This window comes from Ekhidna sp., assembly GCF_963691765.1.
GTDB lineage: Bacteria > Bacteroidota > Bacteroidia > Cytophagales > Cyclobacteriaceae > Ekhidna.
Genome location: NZ_OY829375.1, coordinates 3,724,170 through 3,740,109 on the forward strand (window position 1 = coordinate 3,724,170; position 15,940 = coordinate 3,740,109).

The window sequence follows — 15,940 nt, forward strand, 5'->3', positions numbered from 1 at the left end:
GATTATTGTATATTCAAGCCTGTGAATCAAAAGCTTTCAATCGGTTTACTCATTGCCTGCCTATTGGCATTTTTAATTAATCATTTTTTGATTGATTGGAATGAATTAAATAGTAGCAGAGTCGTTGCCAGTTTAGACAAAATAGTCATAAGACAAAATCAGGATCTATTGGCTTGGAAGTCTGGAGAAAATGCTGATGAGCAATTTAGAAAACGAACACTATGCAAAGGACGTCTTGAAGACTGGAGTGATAATCGCCCTTTCGTTTCTGTTGTCTCTAATGATTCTATTCAAGTAGTTGAAAATGAATTAGGAATCTTCCTAATTCAACAAGTCTCAGATCAAGATTGTACCTACCTTTCATGCCATCAATTACAGGAGAGGTATTCTATATCCAATCAATATCTTGGTGATCGTACAAGTCGACTCTTAGATAAGTCTGTAAGTAGCATGTCTGCCAACAGTGGTAGTTATAGATACATGGATATCCTTGCTTTTGAAGTATCGAGCATGCCGAATAGAATGATTGATGCTTTGGTTGCTTTTATTGTTCTTATTGTACTGTTTGGAGAATATTGGAAGTTTTCGAAATACAGTGTTAAAGCATTTTGGAAAGCATTTTTTCTTATTTTCTTCTTAAGATATCTAACGTTGGAATTCGAGGTGTTTCAACTTTTCTTCCGGTATGAATTATTCAATCCTCTCAAGTACACCTCATCAGTTGTGAATCCAACTTTAGGAGATCTTCTGATTAACTGTGTTATCCTTCTTTTAATAATCGTTTCAAGTGCCAAGTATTTACAGAATCTTAAAAAGTCAAAAAGGGGAGTAGGCATTATTAGTGGAATTAATACCATACTTTCTGGATTAGTATTGCATGTAGCCTGGAGTATAATTAGCAACTCTCAATTGTCATTAGATGTTGGTCAGTCTATTCAATTCGATCTTCTTCGTTCGGTTGCATACATCTGTATACTCCTTGCTAGTACAGGATATTTTTACTTCACATACCTGGCTTTACAGTTAATAAGAAAGAGTCACTTTACAACGTATGCTTTTGTAGGGGCATTAATATCAGCACTCGTTATGGGTGTTCTGGATGTCTTGTCAATCACATTTAGTTTTGTCCACGTTTCTGTTTTATTGATTTCTATCAGATATCAATGGGCAAAGTCTTTCAAAGAATTCTCTTATTCCAATCTACTATTTATTCTAATTGTAAGCGTTGGAATTTCCGCTGTAATGGCGTTTTGTATATACAAGTATGAAGAAGGTGCTGTATTGGATGCAAAAAAGAAATTTGCCAACTACTTACTTCTCAAGAGAGATGTTTTGGGTGAGTATTACTTAGATCAAACCATCAAGAAACTTTCTGCCGATACTAATTTAGAATTAATAGCCAGCGAGCGAAGTAGAGAGGATCTCGAAGAAAAAATTCGGAGTGAATTTGTATCACCATACTTCAATAAGTATGACCTTGAAATTCTCTTTCAAGATTTTCAAGAGTTAAGATTCGATCCAAGGTTTGTTAGAGAGTATAGCCTATTGACTTCCGACAATGAATCTGACTATGAGGATATATATTTTATTGATGAGGGTACAGCTTTTAAATACACCTGTAAAATCCATTTCGGAGACCTTGTTGGACTAATTATTTTTCAAATTAAAAAAAGAGTACCTACTAGTGTTTATCCGGCTCTACTAACTGACAATAAGTACTTTTCGGTAACTAATGATTTTGATTATGCCGTATTTGCAGGTGATGATATTCTATTCCATAGAAGCAAGTTTGGGCAAGGGGAATGGCCGGTTCACGAAGATTTCGAAAGAACCAGACTTTATATAGATGGTATTGAAAAGAATGAGCGTCATTATTATGGAGTGAAGACCGATGATGGCAGAACTATTCTGATAATATCTGATAAATATGACGCAAGAGATAGAATCACCAATTTTTCTTTTCTCTTCCTTCTCCTGTTGTTCTCTTTCGCTCTCTTTAGTATTCTCAACTCGATAATTGAACGTGGATTCAAACTCAACTTTACAAGTAAAATCCAACTGTTTCTCGGAATGGCATTTGTTGTACCTCTTCTAATTGCCGGATTCGCACTTCTTAATACTTTGAATACATCGTATCGGGAGGAAATTAATCGAAGCTATATCAAACAGGCACTATACATTTCTGAAATTCTATCTACTGATATCGAGGAAGTAAATAACGAAAGAGCGGCCTATCATTTGACCGAGATAAGCAGCTATATTCAATCGGATTTAAGCTTTTACAATGAATCTGGCCATTTGGTAGCTACTAGTCAACCTGAAATATTCAATCTAAATCTTCAAGGTAATTTGATTAATCCTATTGTCTTTGAAGAACTAGTTTCGAAGGAGAATCAAAGTATGATTGCAGATGAATCTGTGGGAGGGTTGGATTATAAGGTTTGTTATGCAGTAATCAATACTGCTGAACATCATGTAGCTGGATTCATAGCAATGCCGTTCTTTGATTCAAAAAATCACTTGAGAAGGCAGCAAATAGAAGTTTTTGGAAACCTAATAACCATATTTGGTTTCATTTTCATTATTGCTATTGCATTTGGAAATGCTGTATTGAATAATCTGCTACAGCCATTAAGAATGGTTGCTGATAAGATTCGTCGCGTTACACTACAAGAGGTGAATAAGCCAATAGATTATGAATCTACAGATGAAATTGGTTCGCTTGTAAAGGACTATAATCAAATGTTGGTCAAGCTTGAGGATAGTAAACAAGCTTTAGCAAAGAGTCAAAAGGAGACGGCTTGGAAAGAAATTGCAAAACAAGTTGCTCATGAAATTAAGAATCCACTCACGCCAATGCAGCTTAAGATTCAGCAGATGTTGAGAAAGCATGAGACAGAATCTAAAGAACATGAGACTTTAAAATCACTACTTACCCAAGTTGATACATTAAGTCAAATAGCCGAATCGTTCTCTGCATTTGCTGAGATGCCAGCCCCAGATAACAAAGTTTTTGATTGGGGAAGACTTGTTAAGCGTGTTGTAGAATTATACAATGCAGAAGAAGTGACAATTTCTTCTGATATCGAGGATGATATATTTATTGAAGCAGATACTGATATTTTTAGAAGGATACACAATAATGTCGTTTTAAATGCCATTCAATCTATGGAGGGTAAGCAAGCAGAAATACATGTTACATTAAAAATAAAATCAGGAAAAGGAGTTTTAACTGTCAAAGACAATGGAAGAGGAGTTCAAGAGGAGTTAAAAGATAAGATATTCCTGAACTATTTTAGTACAAAATCAACAGGGAGTGGAATAGGCCTGGCATTGGCAAAAAAAGGTATTGAAAACGCAGGCGGTAACATATGGTTTGAATCTGAGCAAGGTGAAGGCACCACGTTTTTTATTACTATGCCTTTGGTTAGTAAGTAGTTTCTTATCCCTGAGCGTTTCTACTGGATTTGCGCAAAATTTGAAATGCAAAACCATTCCTACCAATCAGGAGATCCTTCTTGATTCTGTTTTGATAGAACCTGGATCGATCAGTATAAATGCTACTTACAGCTGGAATGATTCTACGCAAAGCATCTTCATAAATTCTACTCACGATCAAGTTGAAGTATGCTATCGAATTTTATCAGAGCTTGTTACCAAAACTTATCAAAATAGGAATCTATCAAACTATGACGACTCTCGTCAAATAGATGTCATCGAACGCAATCCTACAATTGAAAAAGAGGAGTTGTTTGAGTTTGGTGGTGTGCAGAAGTATGGAGCAATCTCTAGAGGTGTATCATTCGGGAATAGACAAAGCCTATTTGTAAACTCTACCTTAAATCTGCAGATGGAAGGTAAGTTGGATGAAAACCTCAATATATCTGCGGTGATAACAGATCAAAATATTCCGTATCAGCCAGAGGGTAATACCCAACAGATCAGGGATTTTGACAATGTGTTCATCAAGTTATACAACGATAAGTTTGACTTAACAGCCGGAGATATTGTATTGCAGCAACCTATCAATAAAGGCTATTTTTTAAGGTATTTTAAAAATGTGCAGGGACTTCAAGCCAGTTATAGAGGTCAAACTGGAAAATGGAGGCATGAAACTAGAGTTTCAGGTGCATTGTCGAAAGGGAAGTTTAATTCAGCGACCATAGAAGCTATAGATGGGCTATCAGGTCCATACAAATTAAGAGGCCCAAATGGCGAACGATTCATCATTGTACTAGCAAATTCTGAAAAGGTTTTTATAGATGGAAAGTTGATGGAACGTGGATTTGATCGAGATTATGTGATAGACTATAATCTTGGTGAGATTACGTTTAATAATCATATTGTCATTACACAGTTCACTATTATCCGTGTTGATTTTGAATACGCCGAGCAGTTTTACAGCCGATCCAATATTTCTGCACACCAATCGCTTTCAAACGAAAAGGTTAAGTTGTTTGGTAATTTTTATCGCGAAAGAGACAATCCCAATACAAGCTTTGGTTTCAACATAAATGAAGATGATCTCAATACATTGAGATCTTTGGGAGACAATACGGATCAAGCATTTATTACAGGGTTCGATTCGGTCCAATTTTCAGAAAATAGAGTTTTGTATGTCCAAAAAGATACTGTTGATTCTGATGGTATGGGGCTAACTATTTTTGAATTTTCTTCCGATAATACTCAGACACTGTTTAGTCCATCTTTCTCTGAGGTAGGTTTTGGAAATGGAGACTACGTATTGAGCCAGACAACTGCAAATGGCAGAGTGTATGAGTGGGTTTCTCCGAAAGGAGGTCAATCACAAGGAAATTATCAGCCAGGTGCGTTTATCCCTCTTCCCAATAATAGGCAGATGGTTTCATTGGGTGGTGAAGTTCAAGTTTCACCTTACGAATTGCTAAACGCTGAGATAGCATTTTCAAATACGGATAGAAACTTATATTCTAACCTTCAAGACGATGATAATGTAAGCAGAGGCTATTTCACCTCAATATCAACAAATGGGAGACCTTCATTTATTGATGGGTATTCATGGGTCGGTTCTGTGTCCGTTGAATACGATGAAGAGGATTTTACCTTTATTGATCGATATAGACCGATTTTATTCGATAGAGATTGGAATTATTCACCAGATTTAAATGAATCATCAGATGATTTGATTCTTTTTTTTAAGGCTGGACTTAGAAAAAATGAAGCAAACAGGCTTGAGGCATCTGTTAACCGTAGGAAACGATCTTCATTTATTGATGGATGGCAGCAACAGATCGATTTTAATCAAGAAGTCTCCAACTTAAAACTATCATCAACGCATTTCTTTTTGTCCAATGATCAGCTTGAAAGTACCACTAGTTGGGTAAGGTCTCGGTCTGATGTGAGCTATAGGAAATGGCGTTTTGCCCCAGGTTATATTTTCGAAATGGATGAGAATAGCATTTCGCAAGGAGATAGCGTAGTAAGTGCTTTGATGAATTACAGAGCCAGTGAGTTCTATTTAGCAAGTACGGATTCTTCTAAATCTACTTATCGTATTGGTTATCAACTTCGTCAGGATCGTTTACCTGTAAATGGAGAACTTCAGGATTATCTCTTCTCCAAGAATTTAAATGCATCATATGCGATAAATACTAAAAAATCCAATGTGGTTGCAGATTTCAACTACCGTAGGGTTGATGATAAACTGAATTTAAATCTTGGACAAGATGAAGTTATCAATGGACGTATCAATTGGATACAATCCATGTTTGATCGGAATGTTCGCTCCAATTTTTCTTTTTCCACTGGCAATAGTCGTGAGCTGAGGCGAGAATTTATCTATTTGCCAGTAACAACGGGAGAGGGGACACATACTTGGCGTGATACCAATGGTGATGGCGTACAAGACTTAAATGAGTTCTTTGAAGCAATAAATCCTGATGAGCGAAATTTTGTAAAGATTTTTACGCCAACAGATGACTATACTACAGCATTCCAAACATTTTATTTACACACTATTGATGTCAGGTTGCCAAACAGTTGGAGGAATTCGAAAGGGCTCCAGGGGTTCGCATCTAAGCTTTCGGCTAATATTAATTTCAATGTGAACTTCAAGACAACCTCTGATGATTATATGGATCGACTAAATCCTTTCGCCATATCCTTAGATGACGAAGAGTTGATTAGTACTCAAAATGCTAAGAGATATACACTCTTTTATAATCGTAATGGAAATGGATTTGCAGGTGATTTTACCTATCAAACTTCAGACAACAAGCAATTACTTACTCAAGGTTTCGAAACAAGGGAAAAGAAGGAATGGATATCGAATGCCAAAGTAGATCTCAGTCCGGATTACACATTAAGGGTAACAACTTCAATCGGCAGTCTCTTAAATGAGTCTGATTTCTTGGACTCAAGGAATTTTGAAATAATCTCTAATTCCTATCGACCACAACTAATTTGGCAACCTTCTAATGTCTTTAGAGCGGTTGGTAGTTTTGAACGCCGGACTAAGCGAAATCAGTTTGTAGAATCAAGTTCAGAGACTGCCACTTCTAAGATATATATGGCAGAGATTACGTGGAATCAGACAGGTATAGGATCGGTAAGAGGTTCTTTTTCTGTTTTACAAATCGACTTTACTGGAGACCCAACATCTTATTTGGGTTATTTGCTTTTAGATGCTTTGCAGCCTGGTAGTAATCAGACATGGCAAGTGAATTGGCAGCAAAAGCTCTCTAAGGGTATGCAGATATCATTGTTATATAATGGAAGGAAATCGGAAGATGCGGGAGCGATACATACGGGGAACGTTCAAGTAACCGCTTTCTTCTAGTTGTTGATTTTTTGAAGGAAAGCGGGACAATGTAGTTTCTTTTTACTGCTTGGAGTTTTGTACGGATCTCTAGGCATTTTAAAATTATAGATAAGAGAGAATTCGTGAGCCCCGCCTCCAGCAACTGGATTTAATTTAGAGAGGTTTAAATCAAAACTGTATCCGAATTCAAAGTTTGCATATTCAACTCCAGCTACTAAGATGATTGCATCCTGGTTAAGCAGTCCAAATTCATTTTTTATGAAAGGCATTCCTCTATAATAAAGCCCAATGAGTACTGGTTGAAGATGCACGGTGGCGCCTGCGTCAATTTGCTGGAAGGATCCTTGTCGCCTGTACAAAATGCTTGGAGCTATTGAAGGTACCAAAGTGCCAATATTCACCAATTTTTGCAAAGGATATCTGCTACCTATATGTATTGAATATCTTATTGGTAAATTATCCTCTCCTTCAAGCAGCGATCGGTTCGGCTGAGTTAAATGATCGATGCCTATGCCAATCCAGTTCTTTTTGGTGTAAATCAGTAGTCCGGCTCCAATGTCCCAATGGTTTTTTAAACGAATGGAGTTGATTTGAGGATCTTGGGAAGGGGTGCCATCAACTCCAAAGTCTACCTGATCGCCCAGCACCAATTTACTTCTGTCAATATCTCTGAATGTATATCCAAACTTCAATGCTGGTCTTAGGATGATTTTATTATTCAGATTAGCTTCATATGTGTAGATAAAAGACCCAGTTGTACTTCGCAAACCTGCAGTTCCTTCTGCATCGGAATGTACAATCAATCCAAACCCACTGTTTATGTCATGAGCATTGTAGTCAATAGAAGCGGTTGAATTTGAAAACGCTTGTGGAAGGTTAGGCCATTGAATTCTATGTATGAACACGGCCCGTGTATCTTGTGCTGTTCCTGCGAATGCAGGATTCAGATAAATGGGGTTTGCATAAAACTGAGAATACTGTGCGTCCTGAGAAAATGATGCAAACGATAAGGTTAGTATGATGATGATATATAAGGTGAGTTTTTGCATCAACGAATCAGGGTTACGTCTCCAACCTTTACAAAGTCTCGCCCATCAGAGAACCTCAACTCTAGTTTATAAACATAAGCTCCAGATGGTGCCAGTTGCCCTCTGTAATATCCATCCCAACCTTTATCCTGCGAGTTACTTTGAAAAATTAGTTCTCCCCATTTGTTATAGATGAACATTTTGAAGCGTTCTACGCCTTCAAGTCTGGGTAGGAAAATGTCATTGATTCTGGAAGGGTCATCCCCGCCGCTTCCAATGCTACCTCCGGAAGGTCCGTTTAAACTAGGAGTAAATGCATTCGGTGTGTTTACTTGGCCGCCTGATATGGCTTCTACCTCAGCAGACCTAAACAGTGTGTCAATGCACCCAAAATCATTTGTCGCAATGAGTGTGATGTCATAAAACCCTTCGTTGGTATATGCATGTCTTGGGTCAGATTCTGTGGACGTGGTTCCATCTCCAAAGTTCCACAAATAGGACGTGGCATTTTCACTTAAATTCTTAAATACTGCTTCTTGATCCGGTATATAAACTACACGTGTGGAAACTAAGAAATCAGCAAAGGGTCTCGCATACACAGATATGTACGCTTCCTTCTCTATTTCTGAGTTTGTGCCCACCTCGTTTTGACCTCTTAGACGAACTGTGAAATCTCCACCTGCAAAAAATGTGTGCGTGGGATTGTCAGATCGCGAGATACTACCATCACCGAACTCCCATAAATATTCTCCAGGAGCAGCAAATTGGGATAGATTGGTGAATTGAACCGTGAGAGGAGCGCATCCTTCAAGCACGTCCGCTTCAAAATCAAGAATGGGTGCTGTAGGTAGTACAGTGATGGTTTGTGTCGATTCGATTACACAGAAATCATCTATGACAGAAAGTGTAATCTCATAGGTTCCAAATTGATTATACTCATGATTTCCTGGATCGAATCCATTAAATGTATTGCCATCCCCAAAATCCCATTCGTAGGTTAGCCCAGTTGTACTATTATTGGTAATAGTCACCGTGTTTTCTGGCAGTTGAAGCGTTGTAGTAGATAAGGTAAAATCAACAGTACTTGCAGGACGCTGCTTTTCAATTAGTTCATTGATGGTTTCAGGATCACTTTCACAAGAAGCTAAATTGGCAGTTATTAAGGTGATTTGAGCATTTATGTCATTGCCTGCATTTGCTTCTCTATTGTAAGAGATCTGAATTTCGTCATCTCCACCAAATGTTGCATCTGGGATTGGATTAAATGTCCAAGCATAATTTGACAGGCCCTTTTGTGTAGCTTCCAAAGTATAGTTGACCTGGTCGCAATCTTCTGTACGTTCAGCTGTAAATGAAGCAATTGGCTGAGGACTAATTTGGATGTTAAACGTGTCATTGGTAATGCAGACGCCGGCTTTCTCAGCCTCTAAAACCATCGCATAATTCATAATGGTTGCGGAGGTATTTACAATTTCATAGTCGAGCTCATGAAAATTTGCATCGCCATTGTTTTTTACTATCGGGTAGCCATCAAGGACGCCGTTGACATTAATAAGTGTCCAGCGATAAAGATCTGCATCTAAGGTTTGCGTTTCCGGTTCAACGATCATCGTGCTATTCCAGGGAGAGCAGTTTGTGTTGAAGAAATCATATGCAGGGTCATCGAATTCAGCTTCTTCGTCAGGAGAAATCCGAAAGCTTTCAACTGGGCTAAAAGTGAAGCAGCCATCCGTGGTTTCAGCCCTTATTTGAGCTTGATAGGTACGTGTAGTATCATCGGGATTTGTGAAGGTCAATGGAGTATTGATGTCCGTTATGGGAATGGAAGATGTAAATCCTGATGGTGGGTGAGTTACCTCTAAACTATAAGTAGTGCCAGGCAGTGTGGGATTATTTGAGTCATTAGTAAAAGTGATAACATCCCCAGGACAGACATCAGCTATTGCGTCATGCGAAAGCTGTGAGTCTGGATTTTCATTGATAGTGATTGTTTGAATGATCAGATCAGAACAGCCGCCTTTTTCTGTTGTCATTCTAAGAGCCACGGTATATGTTCCGTTAATGGATGTTGCTGGCTCTGCGCCAGTAGCTATATCAGTGCCATCTAAAAACCAATCAAAATTGCTGTTGTCTGTTCTTATTAACTCAATATTGAAAATACCATCATAGCTAAAATCCCATTCGTAGAGGTTTACTTCATCATCATTTACTCGATTGGTAAGACTTGTAATTGGATCTGCAATTGTTGAGAAAGAAGTCCTACTTCCAGCGCACACTTCGTTGGCTAAAAAGTCTGGTTGCGGCCTTCCATAAACGAATACAGTATCTTGATCCTCACTTCCGCATAGGGTAGATGTGTTTCTTGCAACCAGTCGCACAATGGTATATTCTTCGGCTGAAAATGTTCTTGTAAAATCAGGAACAGGATCTGGAAGATATGAACCATCTATCGGCTGAGTACTTATAAGCACATTCGCCTCATTGTAAAATTCGTATCTGAATTCTGTGTTTGGTTGATCGATGGTGTTGTCTCTAAATCCAACAGTAAAAGCATCTCCTCCAGTTTGGCAAAAATCTGGATTCGTAGGTGCCGTAAATCCTCCATCGTAAAACTCAAAGTCTGCTACTGCATCTGGAGATAGATTTACAAAATCTTCGTAAACTACATCGCATATACCATCGGCATTTGGATCTGTTGCTGTAAGACGAACAAGTTTTGGGCCTCCTGAATCAAAATTAAAAGTAGGATTGACATCAGCAGATGTTCCAGCCAATGGATCCGTGTCTAGAGGTCCATCAAAAAATTCCCAAAAGTAGTCATATGGCCCACCAGCAGTAAGGTTGTCAAAGTAAATGTCAGCATTGATACAAAATTCTGTCAGTATTGCTCCTCCAGGACCTCCATCTCTTGCTACAAAATTTGGGGCAGGAGGTGGGATTACCTCAATTACGAGTGTTTCTGTAACAGCATCTTCGTAGTTAGGATTTATTTGATCTCCATTGAAGGGATTACATGTATTCCAATTATATAGTGTGACTTCAAAAGTGGTTCCAACTACATTGGCTGCGTTTGCTGGCGCAGAAATAGGGAAGGTGGTATGTATTGGTACATCAGCAGGAAAAGGTACTTCCTCGACTGGACCAAAATATCCTGCAGTTACCATTAGCGCTCCAGTACCTCTTGTCAAGGGTGTAGCTAAATCCCCTGCATTATCCGTGACCACCACAAGACCTCCGTCATCGACAGTTACATCTCTGAGTCTACCAACACCAGGTGCTGGGTCTGTTCCGTATACAAATTGAACCCACCTGGAAATCTGATTTGGGTTGTCTGGATTATCATTGATGTTACAATTAAAAGTGGAGGCATCCGCAAATACTTGATTTGTTAGTGCAGTATTTTCACACATGTCATATTGCCCTGGATCGAAAGCAATGATCCCACCATTTTCATCGTCAAAATTCCATGAGGGAACGATCTGCGTTTGCTCTGATGTTTCGCACACATCTCCAGCAACTATGATGAATGCTTGAGCTTCAAAAAAGCACTCAGGTCCGGTATCCGGATAAGGGAAAGGAGTTGCAGTTGCTTGAAAGGTTCTGTTTGCGTTGGAAACAACAAGTCCTGCGCCGTTTACTATTTCTGTAGTGTTGCCTGGATCATTCCAAATAAACTGTATTTCAATGTCAGCTGGGTTTTGGGCAGCATTAAACGTGTATGTTACAGTGAAGGTGTTTACGGTAACGGGCGCACATGTTCCGTCTGCGCTGAAATCAACGCTTATGGTGGTACTCAATAAGCTGCATTGCCCATAGCTCAGCAGTCCGATCAAGGCCATTGTAATGGTGAGGTACAGCCTGGCGATCATAGCAGAATGGTATTATTCAAAGATCAAATGTACTCATTTGAATATTTCTATGATGCTATTATTTTGGAATTATTGTATTGGGATCGCTAATTATTTCATTTTTTGTCGTGAAAATGGGGTCTGATACTTGAATTAATAACATACTATTCGTATTTCAACGTCTTGGCAGGATCAAGCTGAGCTGTCTTAAACGTGTGAAAACTTACAGTTATAAATGCAATAAGTAATACGAGCAAGGCTGCTACTCCGAAAAACAAGAAATTGATGGAAACATGGTAAGGGTAGTTGTCTAGCCAGCTATTTAGGAAATACCATGCTGTAGGCCAGGCAATTAGGTTTGCTAGCCCGATTAAAATAAGAAAGTCTTTGAACATTAATTGTAAGATTCCAGTAGTGGAGGAACCAAGAACTTTTCGAATGCCAATTTCTTTTGTTTTCTGCACTGCAGTGTAGGAGGAGAGACCGAAAAGCCCTAGGCAACCAATTGCAATTGCAAGGATGGTAAATATTAAGAACAAGTTACTGAAGCTCTTCTCGGAATGATAGTAGCTATCGAAGTAGCTATCTAGGAAAAAGAATTCAAACGGATTACCTGAAAAACTTTTATCCCATTGCGCTTTGACTATGTCAACGGTTTCATTGACATTGTTGGAACTCATTTTTACCATCATGTACTCATGATTGTATTGCTGTAGAAAGAATCCGAGAGGTTGCATAGCCTCTTGCAAAGACTCATTGTGGATGTTCTTTAGCACGCCAACCACTTGTGGTTTCCATCTAAACTGGTCAATTGATACGTATTTACCGACGATCTCATCTGGTGAATATCCCAGAGCGCGTGCGCCATACTCGTTAACAACAATCGCGGTATCAGGATCTTTGATGAAATCTCTAGAAAAATTTCTTCCTGCAAGCATTTCCATTTCCATTAAATCGAAGAGATCATAGTCGATGCTGCTAAATGCGAATGTGGTAGCATCTTCAGCATCCTGATCCAGTTTTCGTACTTGAGTTTTGAACCTTAGTTTTTTACCTGGAAGCATTCCAGACCCAGCTACTCCGGATATTAGTGGTTGATCAGCAAGACCATTTTTAAATGATAGGTAGTCGTTTTGGGCTTGGACATTTGAAGTATCTCTTGTTGCAGGACGCTCAACTATCATGATCTGATCAGTATTGTAACCTAGATCCTGACTCTTCATAAAACTCATCTGTTCATAGACGATTAAAGTACCGATGATTAATGATACAGATGTTGTGAATTGTAAGACAACCAATGCTTTACGCAAGAAAATCCCTTCGCCTTTACCTTTAAACTTTCCTTTTAGCACTTCCACAGGTCTAAAGGATGATAATACCAATGCAGGATAGAATCCTGTAATCATTGATCCTCCTAGCCAGAATATTAATACACTCGTCCAAAACCATGATTGTGACCAGATAATATAAGAAGTTGGGGTTCCAGCGATGTTGTTAAACATGGGATTCACAATCAGTATTAATCCGAAAGCAATCACAATTGACAATAAGAAAATGATACTAGATTCAATTAAGAAGTGAATGATCAATTGTGATTTTTGAGATCCCACGACTTTTCTTAAACCAACCTCTTTTGCTCTTTCTACAGATTTTGCAGTACTCAGATTTACATAATTGATGCATGCTACAATAATGATAAACCATGCGATTATGGCTAGATAGTCTACAGCCTCACCATTACCATTTATCTCTGCTTCATCTGTAAGCCTTGATGTTAAGTGGATTTCTTTTACTGGTTGAAGAAGAAGAACATCTTCGCCATTTTGTTCAACAAGCTCGGGCTTGTATTTACTAACCAAACTGGGAAGTTTAGTTTCGAATTCCTTTGGATCCGTTCCTTTCTCTAATTGAACATACGTGTAATAGTCTTTTCTACCCCAACCGGTTTTATAGCGTTCTAGTGCACCATCATATCGACCATAAATTGTGGGGAAGGAGATAAGTACATCAAATTTTAAGTGAGTGTTGTTTGGGTGATCTTTAAAAACACCAGTTACAATACAAGGTTCATCATTAAAATCATCATCTTCCAGGCGAAGTGTTTTACCCATTGGGTCTTCATCTCCAAAATAGTTTTTTGCCATTGTTTCGGAGATAGCTATAGTGAAAGGTTCAGCTAGTGCTACATCTCTATCACCTTGTACCATTTCATACGAGAAGAGACTTAAAACTGAAGCGTCTGCGTATAAGAATTTTTGCTGCTTGAATACAACAGGTCCATTAGGTGCTTGTTCCCAAGTAATAATTACATTATTCTTAGACCCCATATTGTATAGGCGGGCAAATTCAACAACTTCAGGATATTCTTCTTTCATCGCAGCTCCAACTCCAGCATAGTTTTCTGAGCTTTTATATACCAACTCTCCATTGCGATAGACATCTAACTGCACTCTGTAAATGTCATCACCATTGCTCATGAAGTTTTCATAGCTTCTTTCATAAGTAACATAATGATTGATTAGCCAAAATGCGCAAAGGCCTATTGCTAAGCCAATTACATTTAGAAACGTGAAAAATCTTTACTTTGCTAAGTGTCTTAGAGAGGTAAGGAGGTAGTTCTTGATCATAGTTGTAAGAGAGAGGTTTCTAAAAGTTCTACTGATTGTAATCTCAATAGTTACATTTTAGATGTATGAGGTCAAGAATAAGTTTCAGAAGGTCGCAAATAGGTGCTACTTGCCTTTTACCATTTTCATCAGGCGACCGGCAAAGACGAAATCATTTAGCTCTTGAACATCAGAGTCACCTATCTCGCTACTAGGGCCAGTCCAAAGGATCTTCCCTTGGTGCATAAAGTTCACTTTATCTCCAATTTCTAGTACTGAATTCATATCATGAGAAACCACAACGGTTGTCATCTCATATTCATCCGTGATGTCCTTGATTAGATTATCAATTTTTATTGAAGTCTGTGGATCGAGACCAGAATTAGGCTCATCGCAGAACAGGTAGTTTGGGTTTGTAACTATTGCTCGGGCAATACCTACTCGTTTTTTCATTCCTCCCGAAATCTCAGAAGGCATTTTCTTATGAGCGTTTTCGAGACCTACACGTTCCAAACAGAAATTCACCCTGTCAGCTTTTTCTTCAGCACTTTGTTTGGTCAACACATTAAGCGGAAACATCACATTCTGTTCGACGGTTAGACTATCAAATAGAGCACTTCCTTGAAAAAGCATGCCCATTTCACGTCTTACCTCTGTTTGTAAGCTCTTGGAAGCTCCTGCCATACTACGCCCGTTGAACTGAACCTGACCTTCATCTGGATTTACTAATCCAACAATGCATTTAAGCAACACGCTTTTACCTGTACCACTTGCGCCAATAATCATGTTGGTTTTACCGGTCTCAAACTGTACGTTGATGTTGTGGAGGATCTGTTTCCCGTCAAATGATTTCGATATGTCTATAACTTCAATCATAGTTGGAGTAGGGGAGCTAGTAAATACGCTAATAAGTAGTCGCCAACAAGTATTGCAATACAACTGCTTGTTACGGCATTTGTACTAGACTGACCGACTTCTAATGCTCCACCGGTAGTATAATATCCTTTGTATGAACTAATGGCTGCTACAAGGAATCCAAATACAATTGCTTTGACAAGAGCGAATGTTACTTGGAACGGGATAAAATCCATTTGAATACCCAGAATGTAATCGTTTCCTGAGATTACACCTGTAATTAATGCCGTCAAGTAGCCACCGTATACAGACACAAATGCTGCCATGGTAACTAAAACTGGAAACATTAGAATGGAAGCAACGATTTTTGGAAGCACCAAATAAGAAGTCGCATTGATACCCATTACCTCCAAAGCATCTACCTGCTCGGTGATCTTCATTGTGCCAAGCTCACCTGCAATGTTAGACCCTACTTTACCTGCATAAACGATAGCTGTAATCGTTGGAGCTAGCTCAAGTAGTGTCATGTCACGTACCACAAGCGCAATGATGGGGTCCGCAATGAGCGGTGATATCAAATTATAGGCAGTTTGTACAGTTGTCACTGCTCCCATAAATGCAGATACTATCACTACGATAAAAACCGAGTTATAGCCCACTTTGATACTTTCGTCCACTATACGTGTGAGATAGGTCCTGAAGGATTCTCTACGGACGAATATCTGACCTAAAAAAATGATGAATTTACCTAAACTCTTCATGAAGCTTTCGTTCGCTAAGATTGTTAGCTTTGTCAAACATAAC

At 38.7% G+C, this 15,940-nt stretch carries 7 protein-coding genes and 1 pseudogene; 2 read left to right on the plus strand and 6 right to left on the minus strand.

The window, feature by feature from the left end; all coding sequences use genetic code 11:
• The first annotated feature begins 87 nt into the window (after positions 1-87).
• Together ACY650_RS16840 and ACY650_RS16845 are read left to right on the plus strand one after the other, a co-directional pair.
• Entirely contained in the window at positions 88-3,438 is a 3,351-nt protein-coding gene (locus ACY650_RS16840; protein WP_462249205.1) for an ATP-binding protein, read from the plus strand.
• Positions 3,350-6,817 carry a hypothetical protein gene (locus ACY650_RS16845; RefSeq protein ID WP_462249207.1) on the plus strand — a complete coding sequence of 1,156 codons (3,468 nt, stop codon included), beginning with the start codon at positions 3,350-3,352 and terminating at the stop codon, positions 6,815-6,817. Before ACY650_RS16840 ends, ACY650_RS16845 begins: the two co-directional genes overlap by 89 nt.
• Here ACY650_RS16845 and ACY650_RS16850 read toward each other — a convergent pair.
• The 6 genes and pseudogenes from ACY650_RS16850 to ACY650_RS16875 form a co-directional block, all read right to left on the minus strand.
• Complete coding sequence (locus ACY650_RS16850; protein WP_462249209.1) at positions 6,814-7,848, minus strand: PorP/SprF family type IX secretion system membrane protein; 1,035 nt, start codon at positions 7,846-7,848, stop codon at positions 6,814-6,816. The two genes, ACY650_RS16845 and ACY650_RS16850, sit on opposite strands and share 4 nt — an antisense overlap.
• On the minus strand, positions 7,848-11,696 hold the full coding sequence (locus ACY650_RS16855; protein WP_462249211.1) for a PKD domain-containing protein: 3,849 nt from the start codon (positions 11,694-11,696) through the stop codon (positions 7,848-7,850). The genes ACY650_RS16850 and ACY650_RS16855 overlap by 1 nt, the downstream gene beginning before the upstream one ends.
• A gap of 143 nt (positions 11,697-11,839) precedes the next feature.
• Positions 11,840-13,081, minus strand: a complete 1,242-nt coding sequence (locus tag ACY650_RS16860) for an ABC transporter permease (protein ID WP_462254423.1) — start codon at positions 13,079-13,081, stop codon at positions 11,840-11,842.
• A pseudogene (locus tag ACY650_RS16865) lies at positions 13,055-14,233 on the minus strand (ABC transporter permease); the annotation flags it as partial. The pseudogene ACY650_RS16865 and the gene ACY650_RS16860, both read right to left, overlap by 27 nt.
• A 174-nt stretch (positions 14,234-14,407) precedes the next feature.
• The gene (locus ACY650_RS16870; RefSeq protein ID WP_462249213.1) at positions 14,408-15,157 is read right to left on the minus strand and encodes an ABC transporter ATP-binding protein; all 750 of its coding nucleotides are present in this window, start codon (positions 15,155-15,157) and stop codon (positions 14,408-14,410) included.
• The gene (locus tag ACY650_RS16875) at positions 15,154-15,897 is read right to left on the minus strand and encodes an MlaE family ABC transporter permease (protein WP_462249215.1); all 744 of its coding nucleotides are present in this window, start codon (positions 15,895-15,897) and stop codon (positions 15,154-15,156) included. The genes ACY650_RS16870 and ACY650_RS16875 overlap by 4 nt, the downstream gene beginning before the upstream one ends.
• Between the last annotated feature and the right edge of the window lie 43 nt (positions 15,898-15,940).

Bases quoted from the DNA above. Each gene is read 5' to 3' on its own strand.
- ACY650_RS16860 (WP_462254423.1), bottom strand. From the start codon at position 13,081: ATGATTACAGGATTCTATCCTGCATTGGTATTATCATCCTTTAGACCT.
- ACY650_RS16870 (WP_462249213.1), bottom strand. From the start codon at position 15,157: ATGATTGAAGTTATAGACATATCGAAATCATTTGACGGGAAACAGATC.
- ACY650_RS16855 (WP_462249211.1), bottom strand. From the start codon at position 11,696: ATGATCGCCAGGCTGTACCTCACCATTACAATGGCCTTGATCGGACTG.
- ACY650_RS16875 (WP_462249215.1), bottom strand. From the start codon at position 15,897: ATGAAGAGTTTAGGTAAATTCATCATTTTTTTAGGTCAGATATTCGTC.
- ACY650_RS16850 (WP_462249209.1), bottom strand. From the start codon at position 7,848: ATGCAAAAACTCACCTTATATATCATCATCATACTAACCTTATCGTTT.